The organism is Rathayibacter sp. AC182 (assembly GCF_979253875.1).
The window spans coordinates 1,204,603-1,227,562 of the sequence record NZ_CEEDEK010000005.1 but is presented as its reverse complement, the minus strand read 5'-3'; the positions used below and the strand labels follow the sequence as shown (position 1 = coordinate 1,227,562).

Sequence of the window (22,960 nt, the reverse complement as noted above, 5' to 3'; positions counted from 1 at the left end):
CCCCGCACCGACGATTCAGTGAGGAGTCGACCGTGACGACCGAGCGCGACGACCGCAGCAGCACGCCCCTCCAGCCCCTCCTCCACGAGGCCGTCGTCCTCCTCCGCGCGCCCTCGCAGCTGTGGTGCGACGAGGCCGGAGAGGTCGGCGGGCAGCCGATCCACGGGCTGTACCACGGCGACGTCCGGGTCCTCGCTGGCGCGGCCCTCCTCGTCGGCGGACTCCCCCTCGAGCCGATCTCGGCGGGTCGCGACGGCGCCTCCTCCGCCCGCTTCACCGGCCTCGCCCGGCGCCTCGACGACGCCGCGGCCGACCCGCGCTTCCGCGTGGTCCGCTCGCGCACGGTCGCCGCCGGGTCGCTCCGCGAGAGCATCCGGCTCGAGTCGGCTCTGCCCGACGCCGTCGCCACCCGTCTCGAGCTCGCGCTCGAGCCCGACTTCTCGCTCGTGCACGTGGTGAAGGCCGGGCTGCGCGGCGATGCCGACGTCCGCACCGAGGCGGGCGACGGCTCCGTCGTCTGGACCTCGGGCAGCACCCGCGCCGACGTGCGCGCCCCGGGCGCCTCGATCGCGGCGGGATCGACCACGACCCTCGCGTGGGACGTCGTGGTCCCCGCCCACGGCGCCGTGGAGGTGGAGTGGAGCATCGCGATGGAGGACTCGGCCGCCGTCGTCGCTGGGGCCCCCGGACCCGCGGAGTGGAGCGGCACGACGGTCGACGCGGGCGACTCGCGGCTCGCCTCCTGGTGCCGGGTCGCCCTCGACGACCTCGACGCGCTGCGGATGGTCACCGTCGACCGCCCCGACGAGCCGTTCCTCGCCGCCGGAGCGCCCTGGTTCTTCACCCTCTTCGGCCGCGACTCGATCTGGGCGGCGCGGATGCTGCTCCCGCTCGGCACCGGCATCGCCGGGTCGACCCTGCGCGTGCTCGCGGGGCTCCAGGGCACCGAGCACGTGGCCGGCACCGCCGAGCAGCCCGGCAAGATCATGCACGAGCTGCGCTCGACGACCCTCGAGATCCCGGGAGAGGGCGTCTCGCTCCCGCCGCTCTACTTCGGCACCGTCGACGCCACGGCGCTCTGGGTCTGCCTGCTGCACGACGCCTGGCGCTGGGGGCTCCCCGACTCCGAGGTCGAGGCGCTGCTGCCCGCTCTCGAGGCGGCGCTGCGCTGGCTCCGCGACTCCGGTGACTCCGACGGCGACGGCCTGCTCGAGTACGTCGACACCACCGGTCACGGCCTGGCCAACCAGGGCTGGAAGGACTCGGGGGACTCGATCCAGTGGCGCGACGGCTCCCTCGCCGAGGGTCCGATCGCGCTCTGCGAGGTGCAGGCCTACGCCTACGAGGCGGCCATCGGAGGCGCGGCGCTGCTCGACCGGTTCGGCCGCGACGGCTCCGACTGGCGCGAGTGGGCCGCCGCGCTCAAGACCCGCTTCGCCGAGTCGTTCTGGATCGACACGGCCGACGGCGGCTGCCCCGCCATCGCCCTGGATGCGCAGAAGCGCCCCGTCGACACCGTCACGAGCAACATCGGCCACCTGCTGGGCACCGGCATCCTGGCCCCCGACCGCGCCGCGCGCGTGGCCGAGCTGCTCGTCTCGCCGGAGCTCTCGTCCGGCTACGGCCTGCGCACGATGTCGACCGACTCCGACGGCTACTGGCCGCTCTCGTACCACGGAGGCACCGTCTGGGCGCACGACACCGCCATCGCCGTGACGGGGCTCGCCCGCGACGGCTTCGGCGCCGAGGCGACGACGCTCGCGCGCGGCCTCCTCGCCGCCGCCGAGGGCTTCGGCTACCGGATGCCCGAGCTGCACTCCGGCGACTCCGCCGACGTATCGCCCGCACCCGTGCCCTACCCCGCGGCCTGCCGCCCGCAGGCCTGGTCGGCGGCATCGGCCGTCGCCGTGCTGTCGGCCGCGCTCGGCCTCGCTCCGGGCGGGGAGACGCTGGTCGTCGCTCCGCTCTCGCCGGCACTCGCGGGACCGATCCGGGTCGACGGGATCCGCCACCGCGGCTCCCTCGTGCCGGTCGACTGGGACAGGCGCGCCTCTGAGGGAGACGGCTGGCGACCGGGTCGCGGCTGCGCGACGGGGTCGCACCGGGCAGCCGTCAGGGCAGTCGCGCCACCACCGCGCGCGCGATCGTGCGCCCCGAGCGGTTCGCCCCGATCGTCGAGGCGGTCGGGCCGTAGCCCGCGAAGAACACCCGCGGATCGGTGAGGGACGCCCCGTCGGCCACCGCCACTCCGCCCTCGCGCTCGCGCAGGCCGAGCAGCGCGAGATGGCGCAGCTCGGGGCGGAACCCCGTCGCCCAGATGATCGCGTCGGCGCGGGTGAAGCTCCCGTCGGGCCAGCGCACCCCGTCCTCCTCGATCGAGCGGAACACGCCGCGCTCGCGGAGCACCCCGCGCTCGATGCCGGCCACGACGCGTCGGGTGCGCTGCACGCCCGTGCCGCCGACGATGCTCGGGAGGGCGCGGCCCTCGCGGGCGGCCCGGTCCTGCTCGCGCACCGCCTCGACCGCCGACTCGAGGGCGAGCTGCTCGCCGTCGCGGTAGTCGACCGGGCGGCGCGTCGCCCAGGTGACGGTGCGGGCGACGCGCTCGAGCTCGAGCAGGAAGCCGATCGCCGACGTGCCGCCGCCCACCACGACGACCTGCTTCCCCGCGAAGTCCTCGGCGCGCACGTACTCGGTGGTGTCGATCTGCACGCCCTGGAACCGGTCGCGGCCGGGGTAGTAGGGCACGAAGGGCGAGCCCCACGTGCCGGTCGCGTTCACGACGATCCGAGCGTGCTCGACCCCGCGGTCGGTCTCGATCACGAGAGCGGAGGAGCGGTCGCCCGGCGTCGCACTCGTGACGCTGCGCACCGCCTCCCGGCCGGCGCACGGCCAGCTCGTAGGCGTCCTCGTAGCGCGCGTAGTACTCGCGGACCACGTCGCGGGCGGGGCGGCGACGGTCGGCAGTGGCGAAGGAGAAGCCGATGCGGTCCATCCCGGGCAGGTCGTGCACGCGGTGCGCCGACCCCAGCCGCAGGGCCTCCCAGCGGAACTGCCAGGCACCTCCCGGCCACGGTCCCCGGTCGAGCACGGCGACGTCGCGACCGGGCTCGAGGCCGAGTCTGCGCAGAGTAGTAGGCGACCGCGAGGCCCGCCTGACCGGCGCCGATGACGACGACCGGGCGCGGATCGGGGGTGGTGTCCACGCCGCTCCCCACGTCCTCGAGGGGCGGTCGCTGCCGGGATGCCGGAGCCCCGGAGTGGCGTGTGCCCCGTCTGCTAAACTACCGGGTAGATTTCACTGTTCTCAGTTCGGGCTCTTCTCCATCCGCTCGGACCGATCACAACCTGTTCTGTCAATCACACATCCAGCCGGCTTCATCGCCCGTCTGGCCTGTCATCGTGAGGGGGTCACCCATGGGGCGCGGCCGTCAGAAGGCGAAGAACACCAAGATCGCCCGGGAGCTGAAGTCGTTCAGCCCGGCGGTCGATTACAGTGCGCTCGAGCGCGAGCTCAGCCACCCGGACGAGCCGGACTACTCGAAGTGGATCGACGCCGAGGACGACGGCGACGACACCGACTTCGTCGAGGAGCAGCACCAGAAGCGTGCGTGACGCGCAGTCGTCGTCGGGGTCGTCCGGTTCGGACGGCCCCGATCTGCGTTCGGGCACCGAGCCGCCGATCGGCGAGGGCACCGCGTCCGCGGCCCGCGTCGAGCAGCTGTCGACCCGCATCGCCTACGAGACACCGTGGATCCGCGTGCGCGAGGACGAGGTGCTCTGGCCGGGCGGGAGCACGGGCGTCTACTCGGTCGTCGAGCGCGACGACTACGCCCTCGTGCTGCCGCGCGAGGGCGAGGGCTTCTGGCTCGTCGAGCAGTTCCGCTACCCGATCGGGCGCCGGGCGTGGGAGTTCCCGGCCGGCGGCTGGCCGCACGGCTCCCCGGCGGCGACCCGCTCGCCCTCGCCGCCGCCGAGCTGCGGGAGGAGACCGGGCTGCGCGCGGGACGCCTCCGGCACCTGGGGCGCCTGAGCGAGGCCTACGGCTTCGTGTCGCAGGCGGTCGACGTGTTCCTCGCGGAGGAGCTCGAGCACGGCGAGCACGCGCGCGAGGCGACCGAGTCCGACATGGAGCAGCGGTGGTTCTCCGACCACGAGGTCGCGGAGCTCGTCCGTTCGGGCGGAATCGTCGAGACGGCCGCCGTCGCGGCGCTCGGGCTGTTCTGGATGGACCGCGGGCTCGTCCCGTGATCCGCGCGATGTCGGTGGTCACCGGCATGCTCGGCGGATGACTCCGCCGCCCCCGCCGCGGACCCCCGCCGTGCCGCTCCCCGTGTGGCGGTCCGAGCGCCGCGGCCGCGACCTCGACGAGGCCCGCGCCTTCTACGAGCAGGGGTACAACGGCTCCGGCTTCCGCGCCGAGCGCTCCACGACGCCGTTCGCCTACCGCTACGCGACGACCGGCGAGGGCCCGGTGAGCCTGCACTCCGCGTCGTTCCTCGGCCACGTGCGCGGATCCGTCGAGCCCGCGGGCATCTACGTGGTGCTCTGGCTGACCCAGGGCCGCGCCGTCGTCGATCTGGGGCGCGACGACAACCGGCTCGTCGTCGGGCGGCCCGCCGTGTTCCCGACGGGCCGCCCCTTCGGCTTCGAGGCGCACGAGTACCGGGACGCGCTCGTCCACTTCGAGGCCGCCTACCTCGAGCGCGCGGCCGCCGAGCTGCACGGCACCGAGCCGGGGCCGATCCTGTTCGCCCCCGTCGCGAGCGATCCGGCGCCCTGGTGGGCTGCGGTGCGCGGGCTGCGCGACACCCTGGCCGTCGCCGACGCGCCCACCACGCTGCAGCGCGATTCCGCCTCGCGCTTCGCGGCGCAGGCCGTGCTGCGCACCTTCGTCCACCGCGTCGTGCCGCTCCCCGTCACTCCGCCGACCGTGAGCGCCCGGCGCCTGCGCCGAGCGGTCGAGTTCCTCCATGCGAACGCCGACCTCCCGCTCGGAATCGCGGACATCGCCGAGGCCGCCGGGCTCTCGACCCGCGGACTCCAGCTGGCCTTCCAGCGCTCCTTCGCCACCACTCCGCGCCACTACCTCCGCGGCGTGCGCCTCGAACGCGCGCGTGACGAGTTGAAGCGCCGCTGCTCCCGGCGAGCTCGTCGTCGGCGACGTCGCCGCCCGCTGGGGCTTCGTGAACGCCGGGCGCTTCGCCCAGCACTACGCCCGCCGCTTCGGCGAGCTCCACGCGCCAGACGCTGCGACGCTGATCCCCTGCTGCTGCCGGTGGGCGGTGAGCGGCCGAACGAGGTGCGCGCAGGCGGCGACCTGTGATCTGCTGAGCGCGCACGCTTGAACTCTTCGGAACTTCTTCCGCCTGCCAGCGATCCATCGCGTCGCCGCCCCCCTCTTGAAGGAGTCTCATGGAGCACCACGACATCCAGCAGCCGCCTGCCCGACCGTTGACGCGCCGGTCGATGACCGGATTGGCGTGGAGTGCCCCGGTCATCGCTCTCTCCGTCGCCACCCCTGCTTCCGCCGCGAGTGCGCCCGCCTCGATGCCCGGTCTGCGATTCGTCCAGTCGGAGATCCACGCGGCTCCTGGCGCCACCTTCTCCATCCAGCTCACCTATCGTGGCGCTGCGGGCCAGGTGACCGACGACTTCCTCATGCTCAGCACCGGCCCGACCAGCACAAACGGCTACGCAGGTCCGGATGATCCCGGCCCTGGCCTTGGACTGGGCCTCGCCAGCGCGTACAGCACTCCCGGGGTGCTCGATACCACGGCATACGCCCCGACCGATGCCACGGGTCTCGCCACTTTCACCGGCACGCTCGCCCCCTGGGCCAGACCCGGCGACGTCTACGACCTCAATTCCTACGAGCCCGGGTTCGGTGGCGAACGCATCGACGGTTACGTCTGGGTCACCTGACCCTCCACAGGACAGGGCTTCCTGAGCAGCCACGATTCTCCAGTCCGGCTTCAGCGTCCTCCCCGCTCGAATGACCCGGGACATGATCACGACACGGAGCGGTGCGAGAACGACGACACCGGACGAAGCTGCTCACATTCGGTTGATACCTCGAAAACTCGCGATATCTCTCGACGCCCCGGAGGCGTCCGGCAGAACCACCCCCTACCGAAACAGCTGACTGAAACCTCCGATTTGCCCCGACCAGGCAATCTCGGATCACGATGGACGAAACGCACCTGAGCGGGCATGTACAAGATGACCGCACTTCTCAGGGGGCATCATGACCGACCAGCTCGACAACCGACTCGACTCCGCAGGACGCCGACCGACCGACGACGTGCGCGTGAGGATCGCTCTTCACGCTCTCGTTGAGGATCGTGCGGCATCCGCACGGATGCGGCCGCGCCGGCGCCTCGGCCCGCCGTCGCCTCGGCCCCGCCGTCGCCATCGGCCTGGCCCTTGGAGTGCTGGGGACGGGAGCCGCAGCAGCTTCGCAGTGGGCACCATGGACGTACGTCACCGAGCCGGACGTCGTGTTCTCGGAGAGTGGTTCGACGTGGAAGGCCGCGCTCTGGGCTCCTGCGAGACCCATTTCGCGACCGACTCGCTCTCCGGCGACGAGCGCGCTGCCACCCAGGCCTGCCTGAAGCTCTCGACGTCGACTCCTTGCAGCCCGACCCGGAGTTCATCGCCAGCCGGCTGCTCGCCGTGGGACGACCGGACGACCTCGGCCGGTTGGTCGCGGGTGCGGACATCGAGGACTTCAACGTGCACAACGACGGGGAAGTGTGGACCGGGCCGATCGCGTCCGACGCCCGGATTCTGCAAGACGGTCTCACGCAGGTGGTGTTCAACTCGCTGACGGCCGATCTCGTGACCCAGTGGCCCGACCTCGCCAACACCCTCCAGAGCAACTCCGAGACGCAGTGCTCCACCGATGCACTCCCCACCGACACTGACAGCCGATGAACCGGTCCCACGTCGAATCGGTGCTGACAGAGACAGCAGCAGACCTCCTCGGCTACTTCCTCCACCGCACCACCGACCCCCAAGACGCCGCCGACCTCGTCGGAGAGACACTCTCGGAAGCCTGGCGAGTCGCACGACGCTTGCCGGACGACAGCGAAAAGGCACGTATGTGGCTGTTCGGAGTGGCCCGCAACGTCCTCCGCCATCACGATCGAGGTCGGATCCGACGTGACGCTCTCCTGTCGACCCTCGGGCACACCATCTCGGAGGTCACCGCGGACACCCTCGACCAGGATCTCGACGTCCGTCTCGCCCTCACCAAAATCTCCGCTGGACACGCCGAGCTGATTCGCCTCATCCACTGGGACGGATTCACGCTCGAGCAAGCGGCGGCGCACCTGGGCATCCCAGCGTCGACGACTCGGAGTCGTTACGCGCGCGCCAAGGAACTCCTCCGCATACACCTCACCACCACAGTCGACCAGGAAGCCGCTTCGAGCGAACGATAGCCGCCCCCAATCCGACGCTCGGCGACGTCACGTCGTTGCGGTCCCTACCGGGCGCCCGGACGGCAGTGGGTAGTTCTACCGTCCGGACGACGATCCCGATACGGGACAGCTCGCCGAGTCTCCTCGTGGCGCGGCTAACGGGCGGGGATGATCAAGCGGATGCCGATGAGCACGAGCCCCGCCGCCACCGCCGCCGCGCCGAAGGCGACGGCGGCAGTGGCACCCACTGACCCTGAGGTGAGCGAGCCGATGAGGGTCAGTGCCGCACCGACGATCAGAAGGACGGCGGCGTACGCGTTGCCGAGCGTGCGATTGGTCATAGCCGGAAGGTAGTGCCAAGCGTTGCGCGTGAGACACACAGTTCGCGCGCTCTGCGCTCGGTTCGCGAAACGATCTGAGGCTTCGCATTACGACGGAGCGCTGTCCGGACATGTCCACAGTGAAGGGCGATCACTGAGGGGAACGACATGGATGACATCGATGAGCGGGTGCGTCGAGCTGCACCGCCGGCGTTGGGGTCGGATCCGGGGAACGCGGCGCAGGCGCGGGCGATCGCTCGCGCCGTCGCGGACGAGCGCCGTCCGCGACGCTTCCGGCTGCGGTCCGGTCTCGGCGTCGCGGCCCTGAGCATCGGGCTCGTGGGCGTCGGGACAACGGCCGCGGTCGCCGGGCCGACTCTGCTGAGCTGGGTCGGCTGGGCTCCGGATGCCGCCGTGCAACGCACCTTCGAGCTCAGCGCAGGAAGCGACGTCGGTCTCTGCGCCGTCGTCGCGCGCGTCGTCCCCGAGTACGGCGGACAGCTCTCGGACGCCGAGGTGAACGAGCGCACCGAGGAAGCCCGTGACTTCCTGGCCGGATACGACTGGTCTCCCCTCGTGACGGCGATCACCGTCCAGGACATCGACACCGGACTGGTCGAGGAGCAGGCCGAGCGGCAGGCGCTGAAGGAACGGATCGCGGCCGAGGGCGGGAACCCGGGCGACGTTCCCGATGCGGATCGCGGGGTCGTCGCGAGCACGCTGATGGGCGACGAGATCTCCCGCGTGTTCGAGGATGCCGGCCACCTGGCCGGCGGCGTCTCACTCGAGATGGCGGGCCAGTGCGGCGCCGGGGGTGCCGAGTGATGGGGAGGAGGCGCCGCGATCACCGGGAGGCGACTCTCGAGGGCCTGCACGACGCCAACGCAGCCGACCTCCTCAGCTACTTCGGCCGGCGCGTCAGCGTCCAGGCCGATGCCGCTGATCTGCTCAGCGAGACGTTCGTCGTCGCCTGGCGACGCATCGACCAGCTGCCCTCCGATCCGGAGCAGGCGCGGATGTGGCTGTTCGGAGTCGCCCGCCGACTCCTCGCCAACGCAGCCCGCGGAACGCTCCGACACGCCGAACTCACCCTCAAGCTGCGCCAGCACCTCGAAACCCAGCCCATCGAACCGACCGATACCGCGACCCTCGACGTGCAGGACGCACTCGACCAGTTGCCCCCCGACCAGAGCGAGCTCGTGCGTCTGATCCTCTGGGACGGCTTCACCCTCCCCCAAGCCGCCGCGATCCTCGGGGTCAGCACGTCGACTGCGCACGGACGACACCAACGCGCCCGCAACACACTCCGTGAACTCCTCCGCCCCGACTCACCTATTGCAGCGCCGACTCCGCGACGAGGAAGGATCAGTACGACGTGAGCTGAGGCGGCGCCAGCGATGACCGGAGAGCCATCCCCATACGGGACCCCGATCGGGTGATCGCGGAAGGATGGAGTTCCCTCGCGAGCTGTCCTTTCGCCCGCGCGTGACGACTGCGAGCGGTCAACGCAGTGAGTCGGAGGATCGCGGCGGCCTCCGCGATGGTGAACCCTTCCCCGTGCACGAGGGTGACGAGGTCGCGCTGCTGCGAGGGGAGCGCTACGGCCGCTGCTCTGACGGCTTCCGTGTCCGGGGCGTCCGAACCAGCAGGCGGATTCTCGAGGTGGAGGCGGAGCCGTTCAGCGAGCGCGCACCGGCGACCACGACGCCGCACGTGGTTCTCGAGCACCCGACCGGCCGAGCGCCGCCGTTCCCGGCGAGCTCGTCGTCGGCGACGTCGCCGCCCGCTGGGGCTTCGTGAACACCGGGCGCTTCGCCCAGCACTACGCCCGCCGCTTCGGCGAGCTCCCGCGCCAGACGCTGCGGCGCTGATCGCGACCGCGGACACCGTGTCCGCTTCCGGACGTGTCCTGAAGCGGATCTTGTCCCCCCGGGGTGGGGCACAGACACTGAGACCGCCACGCCGCACCCCGACGGCACACGTGGCGCCCACCCGGCTCTCCCCTGCCGCGCACCGCGCACCGCAGGCCCTCTTCGGCGCGCCTCCGCAGAACCCGTCCTCCGGATCGGCGCCCGAGCACCCGCTCCCGCCTACCCGAAAAGCCGTACCCGTGACCCTCGGACACCCTGGTCGAACCCTCGTCCGCCGACCCTCCGCCTCCGGAGCCGACACGCAAGACACCCCAGACACCCCCGACACCGCCCCTCCTCAGCCCCCACCTTCCCCACGCACGCCCTGCCCGCCCCCGAGACCCCGCCCCCCGCCCTCACGCGTCTGCAGATCAAGCAGGCGCGCGTGGCCAGCCCCGCACCGTCACCGAGCCGGGCGCGGCTGCAGTCGCCGTCGCTCATCTCGATCGTGCTGCTCGCCGGACTGGGCGCGCTGCTCTACGGCGGCTTCCTGCTCAACCCGCGCAACATCGGCGATCCGCTCCCCTTCGCCATCGTGATCATCTGCGAGCTGTACCTCATCGGCCAGGCCGCCCTCACCATGTGGACGGCGCTTCTCGAGCACGTACGACCCGCGGGATGCGACGTTCCACGCGGCCCGCGCGACGCTCTTCGGCAGCCCCGTCGACGGGATCCCCATCGGGGACGACCTCTTCCTCGGTCGCCGTCGCATCACGGTCGACGTCCTGATCACCACCTACAACGAGGATCCGGTGATCATCGAGGGCACCGCCCGGGCGGCGCGCGACACGCACGGCACCCACGGGACCTGGCTGCTCGACGACGGGGACGACCCCCGGGTCGCCGAGATCGCCGAGCGCCTGGGCATCCGCTACGTGGTGCGCGAGGACCGCTCCGGCGCGAAGGCCGGCAACGTGAACCACGCCCTGCGGCTCTCGACCGCGGACTTCGCCGTGATGATCGACGCCGACTTCGTCGTGGTCCCCGAGTTCCTCGAGGAGACGCTGCCGTTCTTCCTGCACGACGACGTCGCGTTCGTGCAGGCCCCGCAGGTCTACGGCAACGCGCACAACTTCATCTCGCGGGGATCCGCGTACATGCAGATCGTCTTCTACGCGCTGACGCAGCCCGGCAAGAACAAGTACAACTCCGCGTTCTGCGTCGGCACCAACGCCGTCTTCCGCCGGACGGCGCTGGACGACATCGGCGGCATGTACGAGGGCTCCCAGTCCGAGGACATCTGGACATCGATCTTCGTGCACGAGCGCGGCTGGCGCTCGATCTTCGTGCCGATGACCCTGGCGGTCGGGCGCACTCCGGAGACCATCGAGGCCTTCGTGCGGCAGCAGGTCCGCTGGGCGGTCGGCGGGTTCGAGATCTTCCTCCGGCACAACCCGTTCTCGCCCCGGCGCCGCCTGACGACCGATCAGCGCATGCAGTACTTCATGACGGTGACCTTCTACTTCACCGGCATCGTGCCGCTGGGCCTGATCGTGCTGCCCCCGATGCAGATCTACCTGAACATCACTCCCGTGAGCCTCGGAGGTGCCGCTGCTGCAGTGGATCCTCTTCTACTGCGGCTTCTACGTGCTGCAGATCGGACTCGCGCTCTTCATCATCGGCTCCTTCCGGTGGGAGACGCTGCTGCTGTCGACCGTCACCTTCCCGATGTACACCAAGGCGTTCTTCCTGGCGGTGGCCGGCCGCAAGCCCAGCTGGACCTCGACCGGAGCGACGGGCCGGGCGGCCTCCCCGTTCGACTTCATCAAGGTGCAGATGGTGTTCCTGGTCTTCCTGTCGGCGACGACCGTCGTCGGCTTCCTCAAGGCGGAGTGGACGGCCGAGTACTCGGTGGCGCTCGTCTGGAACATCCTGAACACGCTCACCCTCGGCGCCTTCGCCGTGATCGCGGCGCGGGAGCACATCGCCCTCAAGCGGGCGGCGAGAGCCGAGCTCGCCGGCACCGTCCTCGTCACCGGACGCCGCCGGCTCGCAGCGGGTGCGGCATGAAGCCGCTGCGCTGGCTCGGCTTCGTGCTCTCCTGCGTCGCCGCCGTGGGGATCGCCGCCGCCGGCCTCGTCTACGCCAACGTCTCGTCGCTGACCGTCAGGGCGGCGAGCGCCCAGCTGATCACCGAGGACTACTCCCTGGGGACGCCGTTCGCCGGCACGATCCAGGACCTCACGATCTCGCGCGGCGACTCCGTGCAGAAGGGCGACGTGCTCTTCAGCTTGCAGAGCGCGATCCTCGAGTCGGACATGCAGACGAAGGACTTCACCAGCGCCGACGTCGGCTACACGATCGAGCCCGGGGGCTGATGGTCTTCACCGCCGCCCTCGACGGCGTCGTGAAGCAGGTCGACACCGAGATCGGGGCGTTCGTCGAGGAGGACGAGATCCTCGCCGTCGTCGCGATCGCCGACTCCATCCACCTCGAGAGCGAGTTCTCGCTCGGCGCGCGCGACTACTCGCGCATCCCCGTCGGCGGCACCGTCGCCGTCGCGATGCCCGACGGCACCACTGTCGACGCCGAGATCTACGACGTCGAGGTGGAGCGGTACCGCAACGGGCGGGCGACGACCGTCGTGCGCGCCCGCACCGACGAGATCACCACGCAGGACTACAACGTGATCGGCGCGCCGGTGCGGGCGGAGCTCCGACTGCAGGACGACGAGAGCTTCGGCGGGTGGCTCGTCGCCCGCCTCGGGGACCTCGTCACACCCGGCGGGTTCGCCCGGTGAGGCGCGGCGCGGGGCAGCCTCCGCCCTCGCGCTGCTCCTGCTCGTCGGATGCACGCCACCCGTGCACCCCTCCCCGACTGGGCTGTCGAGGCCTCCGCGCACGCCGGGCGCCTGCCTCAGGTCGCCGGGCCGTACGCGGGGGCACCGCGGCTCGCCGAGGAGGTCCCCCTCCGACGAACTCGTGGGTGTCGGGGCCGGTCTTCACCGACGGCCTCCCGCTCTACACGGGGATCCTCTCGGTCACTCCGCGCCCCGACGGCTTCTCGGTGGGGCTGCCGCAGGTCGACGCGACGCCGCGGGCCCTCTTCGGACTCGCGCGCGACGACCTCACGGTGACCGTGCCGTCGTCGTCGGTCGAGCTCACCGCGCTCGACGACCTCGTCTCGACCTGGAGCTTCGCCGGCGCCGGAGAGCTCGTCACCGCCGAGGGCTGGCCGTACGCCTCCTACCGCGCGCGGGAGCCGCAGGACGTGATCGTCGAGGGCGCCACGGAGCCGGAGCGAGCGGCCGACGGCCTGCTGCTCGTCTCGGCGGGCGGGCAGCGGTACGCCCTGGTGGCGCCCGCCTCCGCCCTCGACGCGTTCCCCCGGATGAGGCTCGAGGGGCGCCTCGTCGTCTTCGCCGTGCCGGAGGGGGCGAGCCGGGTGCAGATCGACGCACTGCGCAGGGGGCCGTCGCGCTCGAGGGCGCGACCGTCGCGCACTCGACCGCGGGGGGCCGCACGACGACGACCTACACGCTGCGGACGGAAGGCAGCGCGTCGACGTTCTTCGGTCTCGGCTCGCAGGGGGATCCGGGCTACGACACCCTCTACGGACGGGTCGGGCTCGAATCCGGCACGACCTTCTCTCGCAGCACTGCGGCGATCGCGGAGTCGGGGGCGCTCGATCTCACGCGCCTCACCGACGACGAGCGCGGCGCCCTCCGCCGGCAGGTGCCGCTCGACGCCGCCGACGTCCGCTTCGCCGCCACCGACACCTACGGCGCCGGCAAGGAGCTCTACCGGGCGGCCACCCTCCACCGGCTCGCCACCGACCTCGGCCTGGACGAGACCGCCGCCGTCCTCCACGAGCAGCTCCTGGCGGAGCTCGACCTGTGGCTGGATCCGACCGGCTGCACCGCCGGTGCCGTGAAGTGCTTCGTCTACGACCCCGTGCTGGGCGGGATGGTCGGCTCCGCCCCCTCGTTCGGATCGGAGGAGTTCAACGACCACCACTTCCACTACGGGTACTTCCTCTCGGCGCTGGGCATGCTGGCGGAGGAGGACCCTTCGCTCGTCGAGCGCTACCGCACCGTCGCCGACCTGCTCGCGCTCGATCTGGCCTCCCCCGTCGACACCGCGGAGTTCCCGCGCCTGCGCGTGTTCGACGCCTACCGCGGCCACTCCTGGGCCTCGGGCCTCGCCCCCGCCCGCGACGGCAACAACCAGGAGTCGGTGTCCGAGGCGGTCAACGCGTGGAACGGGCTCGCGCTCTGGGCCTCGGCGTCCGAGAACGAGGCCCTGCTCGAGCAGGCGCGCTGGATGCTGAGCCTGGAGACCGAGGCCGCCGCCGACCTCTGGCTGAGCCCGACGACGCCTCCGGGCTTCGACGCCCCCTTCCTCGCGATCAACTGGGGCGGCAAGCGCGACTACGCCACGTTCTTCGACGCGACGCCGTCGGCGATCCTGGGAATCGAGCTGCTCCCCCTCCCGCCCGCGACCGCGTTCCTCCCGAGCCCGGACCGCGTGGACGAGCTCGTCGCCGGGGCGCCGGGCTCGCCGCTCGCCGACTACGTCGTGATGCTGCAGGCGACGAGCGATCCGGAGGCGGCCCTGTCGAGGGCGGCGCAGCTGACGGACGCGGAGATCGACAGCGCGAACTCGCGGAGCTACCTCCTCGCGTGGATCCTCACGCGCTGACCCGCCGCCGCCGCAAGCCCTCACCGCGGCGGCCCCCGCGGGCGTAGTGTCCGAGGACGGCGCGCGGAACGGTCCGCGCGTTCGCGTCGATGGAGCCGCGATGTTCGAACCCGAAGGATCCGTGCACCCTGTCGCACGGCTCAGCTACGTCACCACCGCCCTGCTGCTGGGTGCGGTCCTCGTCGGAGGCGCTGTCGGCGCCGCCGTCGCCCTGGTGCTCTACCTCCCGGCCGCGCTCGCGTCCGGACCACTCGACCCGTCGGGGCTCGTGAGCTTCGGGATGCTGATGGGCGTGCTCTCCGGAGCGGGCATCGGCCTCGCGGGCGGAGCCGGGGCGATAGCCGGCATGGTCACGATCCGCGCGGTCAGCCGGAGGGACGCCGCCTTCGTCGCGGGCACGAGCTCGGGATCCGCGCTCGGCGTCCTGATCGCGGCGGCGAACCTGCTGGTCAGCCGCGACGCTCCGACCTGGATCGCGGCGCTGCTGGCGACCGCTGCGGCCTTCGCGCTGTGCGCGTGGGGCTCGTGGCTGCTGACCCGGCACGAGCACGCCTGGGAGCGCGAGCACTCCCGCGCCCGGCACCACCGCGCGGCCTGAGCTCCTTGCTGACCGAGTAGCCCGCGCAGCGGCGCGTATCGAGATCCACGCCTCCCGGAGACGCGGGTCGCGATACGCCGGCTGCGGCGGCTGCTCGACCAGCAGGAGGTCGACTCCGGAGCCGCGGCGTCAGCCCGCGTACGCCCCGATCAGGCGCACCGCGCCGCCGTCGACGCCCTTGGCGCCCTGCTCGAAGCCCTCGAACGACCGGCTGCTCATCGACACGCGCCCGGCGATCCACGACGGCACCCCCGACGCCTCGAGCGAGGCGATGACCGGCTCGGCGGCGGCCGCGTCGACCACCGCGAACATCCCGATGCCGAGGTTCCAGGTGCCCTCCGTGCTCTCGAGCGTCGCGCCCGACATCCCGGCGAGCGCGCGGAACACGTCGGACGGGTTCCAGGAGGAGCGCTCGACCTCGACCCACGAGCCGCGCGGCAGCACGCGGGCCAGGTTCGCGGCGATGCCGCCCCCGGTCACGTGGCTGATCGAGTGCACGGCCGAGCCGAGCGTCCCGTGCTCGAGCACGTCGAGCAGCGGCCGCGTGTAGAGGCGGGTCGGCTCGAGGAGGACCTCGCCCACCACTCCGCCGAGCTCGGCCGAGTGGTCGGTGAAGCCGATGCCGCGCTCGGCGAGGATGTGGCGCACGAGCGAGTAGCCGTTGGAGTGCAGACCGGAGGAGGCCATCGCGATCACGACGTCGCCGTCGCGCACGCGGTCGGCGCCGCGCACCGCGTCCGCCTCGACCACTCCGGTCGCCGCTCCGGCCACGTCGTAGTCGTCGGGCCCGAGCAGGCCGGGGTGCTCGGCGGTCTCGCCGCCGACGAGCGCGGTGCCGGTGGCGGAGCAGGCGCGTGCGATCCCGGCGACGATGTCGGCGATGCGCGCGGGGACGACCTTGCCGCAGGCGATGTAGTCGGTCATGAAGAGGGGACGGGCGCCGACCACGACGATGTCGTCGACCACCATGCCGACGAGGTCCTGGCCGATCGTGTCGTGCTTGTCGATCGCCTGCGCGAGCGCGACCTTGGTGCCCACTCCGTCGGTCGAGGTCGCGAGCAGCGGCGCGCGGAAGTCCTTGAGGAACGACACGTCGTAGAGGCCGGCGAACCCGCCGACTCCGCCGAGCACGTGCCGGTCGTGCGTGGCCGACACGGCCGACTTCATCAGCTCGACCGCGAGATCACCCGCCGCGGTGTCGACTCCGGCGCGGGCGTAGCTGCTCGTCTCATCACTCACGCGACGACCCTACCGACTGGCCCGCCCGGCCGAGAGCCCGCGACGAGGCTTCTGCGCACCGGCGACGACCTCGGCGGATCCGCCCGACACCGCGCCCGGGCACCGCCGCGCTCCGGCCGATCCGCCCACGGCGAACCATTAGGGGATGCGGTCGCCGCATGTCAGGATGGACCGTCATCCCCCCCTGCTACCCGATTGGGAGCCCATCCGGCATGTGCGGAATCGTAGGAATCGTCTCCTCGGGACCCGTCAACCAGTCCATCTACGACAGCCTGTCGCTCCTGCAGCACCGCGGTCAGGATTCGACCGGCATCGCGACGGCCGACGGCAGCACCCTCCACATCAAGAAGGCCGCGGGCCAGGTCCGCGAGGCGTTCCGCACCCGCGACATGCGCTCGCTGCTCGGGACCATGGGCCTCGGGCACGTCCGCTACGCCACCAAGGGCAACGCGGAGCGCGAGGAGGAGGCGCAGCCGTTCTACGTGAACGCGCCCTACGGCATCATCCTCGTCCACAACGGCAACCTGACGAACACGCGCGAGCTCACCGAGGAGCTCTTCCGCGTCGACCGCCGCCACCTCAACACCACCTCCGACACCGAGCTGCTGGTGAACGTCCTCGCGAACGAGCTGCAGGCCTCGATGTCCGGCCGCGACCTCGACGCCGACGAGGTGTTCGACGCCGTCGCCCGCGTGCACGAGCGCGTCGAGGGCTCCTACGCCACCATCGCGCTGATCGCTGGAGTCGGACTCCTCGCGTTCCGCGACCCCTTCGGCATCCGCCCGCTGATCGTCGGCCGCCGCTCGAACGTCGGCGCGACCGACGACTGGGTCGTCGCCTCCGAGTCGCTGGTGCTCGAGGCCCAGGGCTTCGAGATCGTGCGCGACGTCGCGCCGGGCGAGGCGGTCTTCATCACCCCCGACGGCACCATGGCCAGCCGCCAGTGCGCGAAGGACCCGCGCCTCATCCCCTGCTCGTTCGAGTACGTCTACCTCGCGCGCCCCGACTCCGTCATGTCGGGCATCTCGGTCTACGAGGCGCGACTGCGCCTGGGCGACCGCCTCGCCGACACCATCGCCGCGTACACGCCGGGCGGGGCGATCGACGTCGTCATGCCGATCCCGGACTCGTCCCGCCCCGCCGCGATGCAGGTCGCGCAGAAGCTCGGCATCGAGTACCGCGAGGGCTTCTACAAGAACCGCTACGTCGGCCGGACGTTCATCATGCCGGGCCAGGCGGTGCGCAAGAAGTCGGTGCGCCAGAAGCTCAACGCCATGTCGAGCGAGTTCAAGGGCAAGAACGTGCTGATCGTCGACGACTCGATCGTGCGCGGCACGACGTCGAAGGAGATCGTCGACATGGCCCTGCACGGCCGGAGCGAACACCGTCACGTTCGCCTCCGCCGCGCCGCCCGTCCGCTACCCGCACGTGTACGGCATCAACATGCCCTCGCGTCAGGAGCTCGTCGCCCACAACCGGCGGATCCCCGAGATCGCGGACGCCATCGGCGCCGACTACCTGATCTACCAGGAGGTCGCGGACATGAAGGCGGCGATCCTCGAGGGATCCGGACGTCACCGACCTCGAGACCAGCTGCTTCACGGGCGACTACATCACGGGCACCGTGACTCCGAGTACCTGGACTGGGTGGAGCGCACGCAGCTCAGCTGACTCCGGCGCCGAGCCGGGGCCTGGAGTGAGGACGGATCGGGCCCCGAGCAGAGCGCGGGACCGGAGCGCCGGGTCGGCCTGTCCGCTCGGCGCGCTCGCGACCAGCACAGCCTCCGAGCGTCCGCAACCGGGTGCCGGGGCGGCGCCCGGGCGTCCAGACTCGAATCCGCGCGCCACCCGGGCGCGCAGACGAGGAGCCTCCCGTGATCTACCGCCTGATCCCCTACCTGCTGATGTTCATCGCGCGCAAGCTCACGAAGTCGCAGAAGGCGAAGCGCACGATGCAGAACGCCGCGCGCAGGACCGCGCGCAAGGGCCGCTGACCCGTCAGCGGACGGCGGTGCCCGGATCCTCCGGCGAGCCGCCGTCCGCCTCCGGCTCACCGGCCGGCGTCTCGCGGGCGACCGTGCGCTCGGCCGTGGCGCGGACCACGCGCCGACCGACGACGCGGTCGAGGACGACGACGACGAGCCCCGCGAGGGCTCCGAAGAGCGTGACGAACAGCAGAAGGCTGAAGCCGAAGACCTGACCCTGCGAGAAGCCCTGCGTCTCGGGCAGCGCGAAGGTCAGCACGAACGCGACGATCGCTCCGAGCCCGGCGCCCAGCGCCAGGATGCGCCAGATGCGCGGCGATCGGCGCACCTCGACCTCCTCGCGGGTCACCTCGACGTCGTCGGAGTGCTGCGGGGGGTCGAGCGGATCGGTCACGCCTCCATTCTCCCCCGAACGCGGCTCGGAGCGGGCCGTGCGGTGCCCAGCGGGCGGGACCCGGCCGCCGAGCGGCTCTGCAGGCACGCCGGGTTCGCGAATGGTCGCGTTCCGGGCCCTCGCGCCCCTCCGCACCCCGGATCGCGTCCACTCGACCGTGCGCACCTGCGCGACTCGCCCCGAACCGGGCCTGCCCGTCCCTCCGCGCCCCGGATCGCGTCCACTCGACCGTGCGCACCTGCGCGAGTCGCTCCCGAACCGGGCCTCACCCTCCTCCGGACCCCGGATCGCGCCCACTCGACGGAGCTGCCCCTCAGAGCGAATGGACGATCCGCCCCGCCCGCGCGCGCAGCTCGCGCACCACGGTCCGGACCGACAGCCGCTCGGCCCTGTCCGGCCGCATCAGCGCCACGATGTGCCGTACCGAGCTGACCCCCCGGAGCGGCTTCACCACCACTCCGACACCGCCGGCCGCGTAGCGGGGCAGCACCGCGATGCCGAGCCCGGCCGCGACGAACGCCTCCGTCACGCGGGTGGAGGCGAAGCGCTGCTCGACCCGCACGGCCTCGCCCGAGGCGGTCTCGATCTCCTGCATGACCCGCTCGAACGGGAAGCCGTCGGGCACTCCGATCCAGGTCTCCCCGACCAGGTCGGCCGCGGGTCACCGTGGCCCGGTCGGCGAGCCTGTGCCCACCAGCAGGGCGATGTCGAGCGGCTCCACCATCAGCTCGGCCATCGCCAGGCCGCGCCCCGCCCAGGCGCTGCGACCCGTCGGCGAGTGCCCGAGCACGATGTCGAAGTCGGCGGTGAGGTCGGCGAACTCGTCCGTGCCGGGATCGACGTCCTCGCACTGCACGACGAGTCCCTCCACGCTGCGCAGCGCCACCAGGGCGTCCGGGAGGCAGCATCTGCCCGGCCGTGGGGAACGTGGCGATCGTCACCTCGCCGATCGGGTTGTTCTTGAACGTCTGCCGAGACCGCGTCCGCCCGCTCGAGGGCGATGGCGATCTCGGTCGCGCTGCGGGCCAGCTCCCGGCCGGCTCCGGCCAGGACCACACCGCGTCCCGAGCGCTCGATCAGCGCGCACGCCGGCCTCGCGCTCGAGCACCTTCAGCTGCTGCGAGACGGCCGACGGAGTGCGGTGCGTCGCCTCCGCCACCGCGGTGATCGAGCGCCGCATCGAGAGCTCTCCGAGCAGTTCCAGCCGCCGCACGTCCATGAAGCAACGCGCTACACGTCAGGGCAAGAACTCATCGATTGTCCTTAGGAACAGGAGTGGCCAGAGTGGACGTTGTACACAGCATCCCGGCGGATGGATCAGGTTCCGCCGCAACGAAAGGCAGAACACTCATGAGCATCGCCGTCGCCGTCCTCCTCGCCGCCGTCTCCGCCTGGGGCGCCGTCGCCACCGTTCTCGTGACGCGTCGCGACGGGTACCGCCAGGTCCCGACCCGCTACTGAGCCTCCGGCTCCAGCAGCACCCGAACGCCGCCGTCCCGACAGGGAGGCGGCGTTCCGTCGTCCCCAACGACGGAGGGCCCCCGACGATCGTCGGGGGGCCCTCCGTGCTGTCCGCTACTTCGAGACGGTGCGGCGGCGCAGGTGCGCCACGCTCATCGCCGCTCCGAGCAGGAGCGCGACGGCACCGGCGAGCAGCGCCGGGGTGGTGTCGAACCCGGTCGCGGCGAGCTGGTGCGCCGCCGCCGGTCGAGCCGCCGGCCACCGGAGCGGTGGTGGCGGGGGTCGTCGGGATCACGGTCTCGACGGGGTCGGCGCCGGGGTGGGCGTCGCCCTCCGGGGCTCCGGTGACGGTGAGGGTCGAGCCGACCGACACTCCCGTGACGGGGAGGCGGAACTCGAGCTCGTGGTCACCGGCGGCGGAGGCCGCTGATGTCGACGCTCACCGAGGCCCGGCCCTGCTCGTCGGTGGTGTCGACGACCGTGTGGTCGATCGGAGCCGAGGAGACCTGCTCACCGTCGATCAGCACCTGCACCTCGTCGTCGCGGACCGTCGAGTTGTTGACGTCGAGCGAGGACAGGTCGTAGGTGAGCGTCCGGGCTCCTCCGCGCTGGTGTCGACGATGCCGATCGAGCGCGACGCGGGGTCCGGGGTGACCGGCGAGAACGCGGCGATGTAGTCGGTGAAGGCCGTGAGGGTCGACGCGGCCGGAGTCGGCCTTGGTCCGCGCCGTTGGCGAGCTCGGTGAAGTTGTCGCCGCCGGAAGCGAGGAACGAGTTCGTCACGATCTTGAACGTCTCGTCGTCCGCGACCGGCTCGCCCTGGAAGAAGACGCCGGTCACGTGCGAGCCAGCCTCGGCGGTCGGGTCGTAGGTGTACGACAGGTCGGCCGAGATGCCCAGGTGCAGCTCCGGACGGCTGGAGGTCGCCGGCTGCCACTGCTGCTCGAGGACCGTCTTGATCTGAGCACCCGTGAGCGTCTCGGTGACGAGGGTGTTCGCGAAGTTCTGAACGGCGGCCGCCTCCTTGTAGGAGACCTTGCCGTCCTCGTCGCCCGCGCCGCTCGCGGCGAAGAGCAGGTCGGCGCGCACTCCGCCGGGGTTCATGAACGCGATCTGCGTGCCGAGGTCCTCCTGCGTGGCCCAGAGCTGGGCGTCGGCGACGAGGTTGCCCATGGTCGACTCGGCACCGCGGTTCTCGGAGCCGTCCGACTGGGAGCCGCGGCGGACGTCGGCGGTGATCTCGCCGACCGGCACGGCGCCCTCGACCTCGGCGACCGCGACGGCGTCGGCGACGACCGCGGCGACCGCCACGCCCTCGGGGTGTGGAATCAGCGGCGTACGCGGGCTGGTAGGCCGTCGAGACGACTCCGGTGGTCGGGTTGGTGACCTGGACGGGAGCCAGCGTCTCGACGAGGTTCTGCGCGCTCGAGGTCACCTCCTTCGTCTCGGGGTCGACGGTGAGCTCGATGTGACCGAGGCGGTTGCCGCACTGGCCCGCCTGGACGACGGGGAGCGTGTTGCCGTCGACCGTGACCTCGGAGGCGTAGGCCTGGTGCGTGGTGCGCCGAGACGATCGCGTCCATCCCGCCGCCGATGCCGTCGACGATGCCGCCGAAGAGCGTGTTCTCGTCATCGAGGTCCGCGGAGGCGCTCTCGGCGCCCTCGTGGATCACTGCGACGAGGACGTCGGCCTCGAGGTTCTTGGACTCGGCGGGCACTGCGGCGTCGGCGGAGTCGTCGACGCCGTCCTGCAGGCGTGCCGCCTCGGCGTTGACCGAGTCGATGATCGGGGCGATGTCGAGCGTGGCGATGCCGGACGGCGTCGCGAGCGAGGGCTCGCGGTGGTCGCGCCGATGAAGCCGACCGTCACGCCGTCGAAGTCCTCGACGGAGGACGAGGCGTAGGCGTGCTTGCTCGTGCCCTTCTCGAGCACGTTCGACGAGATGTACTCGAACTCGGCCTGCGGGATGACGCGGTCGTCGAGGTCGGCACGGCCCTGGTCGAACTCGTGGTTGCCGATCGCCGAGACGCTCACTCCCATGAGGCCCAGCGCGTCGAGGGTCGGGTTGTCCTGCTGCACGAAGGACGTGGAAGGTCGAGGCGCCGATGCTGTCGCCGGCGGAGACGAGGATCGAGTTCTCGGGTTCTCGGCCTTGAGCGTCGCGAAGGCCGAGGCCAGCGAGGCGGCACCGGGGAAGCTGTTGTCGACCGAGCCCTCTGCGGACGCCTCGAGGCGGCCGTGGAAGTCGTTCATCGTGTAGATGTCGATGACCTTCGCTTCGGCGGCCATCGCGGGGGCCGCGCCGAGCAGGGCGGCGCCGGCGACGGCGCCGACCGCGGTCGCCGAGAGTGTTCTGATCAGGCCGCGTCGACGGCCGGGGGTGTTGCTTCGCATCTGGTCGAGATCTCCAAGCGTCGAGCGGGGACTCGGAGAGGACTCCGGCCGCATGAGGGGGACTTTCCCAGCCAAGCTGAGGGTCGGCCCCAGGTCAAACGCCGGTCCGTGCTTCGGCGGCCTCGTTTACGAGAAGTCAATCCGACGACTGCCGGGGTTCTCCCAGCCGACGCGGAGGCACGGCGGAGGGACGCGGTCAGCCGACGCGCAGGAGAGGGAGGAACGGCGTGAGGTCCGCGCGGACCCCGGACGCGTGGATCCGCCCGCTCGCGAGGCCATCGGTCCACGGGAGGCCGCCGGTCGCCAGGGCCAGCCAGGTGGCGGCGTCCATCTCGATCACGTCTCGGCGGGGTGCCGCGGGTGTGGCCCGGGCCCTCGACGCACTGCGCAGCGCCGAAGGGGGCACGCGCACCTCGACGCTGCGACCCGGTACGCGCGTCTCGATGATCTGCAGGAGGAACCGCACGGCGGTCGCGGTGGTGGTGCGGTCCGCCGCTCCGGCGAGCGCCGCGCGCACCGCCGCCTGACCGGACGCTTCGTCGATCTTCCCCTTGGCCATGCATCCCATCCTGCCGTGCCGGGGACGTGCGGCCC

28 protein-coding genes and 1 pseudogene are annotated in these 22,960 nt (G+C 71.8%); 16 read left to right on the top strand and 13 right to left on the bottom strand.

The window, feature by feature from the left end; translation table 11 throughout:
* The first annotated feature begins 32 nt into the window (after nucleotides 1-32).
* Complete coding sequence (locus AC0CII_RS17535) at nucleotides 33-2,222, top strand: glycogen debranching N-terminal domain-containing protein (protein ID WP_465230176.1); 2,190 nt, start codon at nucleotides 33-35, stop codon at nucleotides 2,220-2,222.
* On the opposite strand, the gene AC0CII_RS17530 is transcribed toward AC0CII_RS17535, so the two are convergent.
* Together AC0CII_RS17530 and AC0CII_RS17525 are read right to left on the bottom strand one after the other, a co-directional pair.
* Nucleotides 2,113-2,871: an NAD(P)-binding domain-containing protein gene (locus tag AC0CII_RS17530; protein ID WP_465230175.1), complete on the bottom strand. Its 759-nt coding sequence runs from the start codon at nucleotides 2,869-2,871 to the stop codon at nucleotides 2,113-2,115. The genes AC0CII_RS17535 and AC0CII_RS17530 overlap by 110 nt on opposite strands.
* Nucleotides 2,820-3,206, bottom strand: coding sequence for a hypothetical protein (locus AC0CII_RS17525; protein WP_465230174.1), 387 nt, complete (start codon nucleotides 3,204-3,206; stop codon nucleotides 2,820-2,822). Before AC0CII_RS17525 ends, AC0CII_RS17530 begins: the two co-directional genes overlap by 52 nt.
* A 211-nt stretch (nucleotides 3,207-3,417) precedes the next feature.
* Between AC0CII_RS17525 and AC0CII_RS17520 the strand changes: the two genes are divergently transcribed.
* From AC0CII_RS17520 to AC0CII_RS17490, 7 genes are all read left to right on the top strand, one after another.
* Complete coding sequence (locus AC0CII_RS17520) at nucleotides 3,418-3,615, top strand: DUF3073 domain-containing protein (protein ID WP_055789263.1); 198 nt, start codon at nucleotides 3,418-3,420, stop codon at nucleotides 3,613-3,615.
* Entirely contained in the window at nucleotides 3,608-4,033 is a 426-nt protein-coding gene (locus AC0CII_RS17515; protein WP_465230173.1) for a hypothetical protein, read from the top strand. The genes AC0CII_RS17520 and AC0CII_RS17515 overlap by 8 nt, the downstream gene beginning before the upstream one ends.
* A 17-nt stretch (nucleotides 4,034-4,050) precedes the next feature.
* The gene (locus AC0CII_RS17510; protein ID WP_465230172.1) at nucleotides 4,051-4,251 is read left to right on the top strand and encodes an NUDIX hydrolase; all 201 of its coding nucleotides are present in this window, start codon (nucleotides 4,051-4,053) and stop codon (nucleotides 4,249-4,251) included.
* 70 nt (nucleotides 4,252-4,321) lie between these two features.
* Entirely contained in the window at nucleotides 4,322-5,326 is a 1,005-nt protein-coding gene (locus AC0CII_RS17505; RefSeq protein WP_465230171.1) for a helix-turn-helix domain-containing protein, read from the top strand.
* A gap of 89 nt (nucleotides 5,327-5,415) precedes the next feature.
* Nucleotides 5,416-5,925 carry a hypothetical protein gene (locus tag AC0CII_RS17500; RefSeq protein ID WP_465226955.1) on the top strand — a complete coding sequence of 170 codons (510 nt, stop codon included), beginning with the start codon at nucleotides 5,416-5,418 and terminating at the stop codon, nucleotides 5,923-5,925.
* A gap of 708 nt (nucleotides 5,926-6,633) precedes the next feature.
* Complete coding sequence (locus AC0CII_RS17495; RefSeq protein WP_465230170.1) at nucleotides 6,634-6,936, top strand: hypothetical protein; 303 nt, start codon at nucleotides 6,634-6,636, stop codon at nucleotides 6,934-6,936.
* A 20-nt stretch (nucleotides 6,937-6,956) separates the two neighbouring features.
* Nucleotides 6,957-7,445: an RNA polymerase sigma factor gene (locus AC0CII_RS17490; RefSeq protein ID WP_465230169.1), complete on the top strand. Its 489-nt coding sequence runs from the start codon at nucleotides 6,957-6,959 to the stop codon at nucleotides 7,443-7,445.
* A 134-nt stretch (nucleotides 7,446-7,579) separates the two neighbouring features.
* Here the strand turns inward: AC0CII_RS17490 and AC0CII_RS17485 are convergent, their stop codons facing one another.
* The gene (locus AC0CII_RS17485) at nucleotides 7,580-7,765 is read right to left on the bottom strand and encodes a hypothetical protein (RefSeq protein ID WP_465226958.1); all 186 of its coding nucleotides are present in this window, start codon (nucleotides 7,763-7,765) and stop codon (nucleotides 7,580-7,582) included.
* Nucleotides 7,766-7,912: 147 nt separating this feature from the next.
* Here AC0CII_RS17485 and AC0CII_RS17480 point away from each other — a divergent pair, with 147 nt between their 5' ends.
* Both AC0CII_RS17480 and AC0CII_RS17475 read left to right on the top strand, forming a co-directional pair.
* Nucleotides 7,913-8,569 (top strand): hypothetical protein, encoded by a 657-nt coding sequence (locus AC0CII_RS17480; RefSeq protein WP_465226959.1) that lies wholly within the window; start codon nucleotides 7,913-7,915, stop codon nucleotides 8,567-8,569.
* Nucleotides 8,545-9,123, top strand: coding sequence for an RNA polymerase sigma factor (locus AC0CII_RS17475; protein WP_465230168.1), 579 nt, complete (start codon nucleotides 8,545-8,547; stop codon nucleotides 9,121-9,123). Before AC0CII_RS17480 ends, AC0CII_RS17475 begins: the two co-directional genes overlap by 25 nt.
* Here the strand turns inward: AC0CII_RS17475 and AC0CII_RS17470 are convergent.
* The gene (locus AC0CII_RS17470; protein ID WP_465230976.1) at nucleotides 9,110-9,307 is read right to left on the bottom strand and encodes a hypothetical protein; all 198 of its coding nucleotides are present in this window, start codon (nucleotides 9,305-9,307) and stop codon (nucleotides 9,110-9,112) included. The two genes, AC0CII_RS17475 and AC0CII_RS17470, sit on opposite strands and share 14 nt — an antisense overlap.
* On the opposite strand from AC0CII_RS17470, the gene AC0CII_RS17465 reads away from it, so the two are divergent.
* From AC0CII_RS17465 to AC0CII_RS17445, 5 genes are all read left to right on the top strand, one after another.
* A complete protein-coding gene (locus AC0CII_RS17465) occupies nucleotides 9,302-9,544 on the top strand; it encodes a hypothetical protein (protein ID WP_465231124.1) in 243 nt (80 codons plus the stop codon). The genes AC0CII_RS17470 and AC0CII_RS17465 overlap by 6 nt on opposite strands.
* Nucleotides 9,545-10,406: 862 nt before the next feature.
* Nucleotides 10,407-11,972, top strand: a complete 1,566-nt coding sequence (locus AC0CII_RS17460) for a glycosyltransferase family 2 protein (RefSeq protein WP_465230167.1) — start codon at nucleotides 10,407-10,409, stop codon at nucleotides 11,970-11,972.
* Nucleotides 11,972-12,394, top strand: a complete 423-nt coding sequence (locus AC0CII_RS17455) for a hypothetical protein (RefSeq protein WP_465230166.1) — start codon at nucleotides 11,972-11,974, stop codon at nucleotides 12,392-12,394. Before AC0CII_RS17460 ends, AC0CII_RS17455 begins: the two co-directional genes overlap by 1 nt.
* A gap of 181 nt (nucleotides 12,395-12,575) precedes the next feature.
* Entirely contained in the window at nucleotides 12,576-14,294 is a 1,719-nt protein-coding gene (locus tag AC0CII_RS17450; RefSeq protein ID WP_465230165.1) for a glycosyl hydrolase, read from the top strand.
* A 100-nt stretch (nucleotides 14,295-14,394) separates the two neighbouring features.
* Nucleotides 14,395-14,892 carry a hypothetical protein gene (locus tag AC0CII_RS17445; protein ID WP_465226965.1) on the top strand — a complete coding sequence of 166 codons (498 nt, stop codon included), beginning with the start codon at nucleotides 14,395-14,397 and terminating at the stop codon, nucleotides 14,890-14,892.
* 129 nt (nucleotides 14,893-15,021) lie between these two features.
* On the opposite strand, the gene purM is transcribed toward AC0CII_RS17445, so the two are convergent.
* The gene (gene purM / locus AC0CII_RS17440) at nucleotides 15,022-16,131 is read right to left on the bottom strand and encodes a phosphoribosylformylglycinamidine cyclo-ligase (protein ID WP_465226966.1); all 1,110 of its coding nucleotides are present in this window, start codon (nucleotides 16,129-16,131) and stop codon (nucleotides 15,022-15,024) included.
* Between the two features lie 212 nt (nucleotides 16,132-16,343).
* On the opposite strand from purM, the pseudogene purF reads away from it, so the two are divergent.
* Nucleotides 16,344-17,802 (top strand): annotated as a pseudogene (gene purF / locus AC0CII_RS17435) (amidophosphoribosyltransferase).
* Between the two features lie 327 nt (nucleotides 17,803-18,129).
* On the opposite strand, the gene AC0CII_RS17430 reads toward purF, so the two are convergent.
* The 8 genes from AC0CII_RS17430 to AC0CII_RS17395 form a co-directional block, all read right to left on the bottom strand.
* On the bottom strand, nucleotides 18,130-18,510 hold the full coding sequence (locus AC0CII_RS17430; protein ID WP_465226968.1) for a hypothetical protein: 381 nt from the start codon (nucleotides 18,508-18,510) through the stop codon (nucleotides 18,130-18,132).
* 313 nt (nucleotides 18,511-18,823) lie between these two features.
* Nucleotides 18,824-19,159 carry a LysR substrate-binding domain-containing protein gene (locus AC0CII_RS17425; protein WP_465230975.1) on the bottom strand — a complete coding sequence of 112 codons (336 nt, stop codon included), beginning with the start codon at nucleotides 19,157-19,159 and terminating at the stop codon, nucleotides 18,824-18,826.
* 12 nt (nucleotides 19,160-19,171) lie between these two features.
* Complete coding sequence (locus AC0CII_RS17420; protein ID WP_465230164.1) at nucleotides 19,172-19,396, bottom strand: hypothetical protein; 225 nt, start codon at nucleotides 19,394-19,396, stop codon at nucleotides 19,172-19,174.
* Nucleotides 19,397-19,447: 51 nt separating this feature from the next.
* Complete coding sequence (locus AC0CII_RS17415; protein ID WP_465230163.1) at nucleotides 19,448-19,723, bottom strand: helix-turn-helix domain-containing protein; 276 nt, start codon at nucleotides 19,721-19,723, stop codon at nucleotides 19,448-19,450.
* Between the two features lie 758 nt (nucleotides 19,724-20,481).
* A complete protein-coding gene (locus tag AC0CII_RS17410; protein WP_465230162.1) occupies nucleotides 20,482-21,282 on the bottom strand; it encodes a 5'-nucleotidase C-terminal domain-containing protein in 801 nt (266 codons plus the stop codon).
* Between the two features lie 17 nt (nucleotides 21,283-21,299).
* Nucleotides 21,300-21,689 carry a hypothetical protein gene (locus AC0CII_RS17405; RefSeq protein ID WP_465230161.1) on the bottom strand — a complete coding sequence of 130 codons (390 nt, stop codon included), beginning with the start codon at nucleotides 21,687-21,689 and terminating at the stop codon, nucleotides 21,300-21,302.
* Nucleotides 21,641-22,366, bottom strand: a complete 726-nt coding sequence (locus AC0CII_RS17400) for a hypothetical protein (RefSeq protein WP_465230160.1) — start codon at nucleotides 22,364-22,366, stop codon at nucleotides 21,641-21,643. The genes AC0CII_RS17405 and AC0CII_RS17400 overlap by 49 nt, the downstream gene beginning before the upstream one ends.
* A gap of 196 nt (nucleotides 22,367-22,562) precedes the next feature.
* Nucleotides 22,563-22,925, bottom strand: coding sequence for a sterol carrier family protein (locus tag AC0CII_RS17395; protein ID WP_465230159.1), 363 nt, complete (start codon nucleotides 22,923-22,925; stop codon nucleotides 22,563-22,565).
* Nucleotides 22,926-22,960: the final 35 nt, after the last annotated feature.

Bases quoted from the DNA above. Each gene is read 5' to 3' on its own strand.
- AC0CII_RS17520 (WP_055789263.1), top strand. From the start codon at position 3,418: ATGGGGCGCGGCCGTCAGAAGGCGAAGAACACCAAGATCGCCCGGGAG.
- AC0CII_RS17500 (WP_465226955.1), top strand. From the start codon at position 5,416: ATGGAGCACCACGACATCCAGCAGCCGCCTGCCCGACCGTTGACGCGC.
- AC0CII_RS17485 (WP_465226958.1), bottom strand. From the start codon at position 7,765: ATGACCAATCGCACGCTCGGCAACGCGTACGCCGCCGTCCTTCTGATC.
- AC0CII_RS17480 (WP_465226959.1), top strand. From the start codon at position 7,913: ATGGATGACATCGATGAGCGGGTGCGTCGAGCTGCACCGCCGGCGTTG.
- AC0CII_RS17455 (WP_465230166.1), top strand. From the start codon at position 11,972: ATGGTCTTCACCGCCGCCCTCGACGGCGTCGTGAAGCAGGTCGACACC.
- AC0CII_RS17445 (WP_465226965.1), top strand. From the start codon at position 14,395: ATGTTCGAACCCGAAGGATCCGTGCACCCTGTCGCACGGCTCAGCTAC.
- AC0CII_RS17400 (WP_465230160.1), bottom strand. From the start codon at position 22,366: ATGCGAAGCAACACCCCCGGCCGTCGACGCGGCCTGATCAGAACACTC.
- AC0CII_RS17395 (WP_465230159.1), bottom strand. From the start codon at position 22,925: ATGGCCAAGGGGAAGATCGACGAAGCGTCCGGTCAGGCGGCGGTGCGC.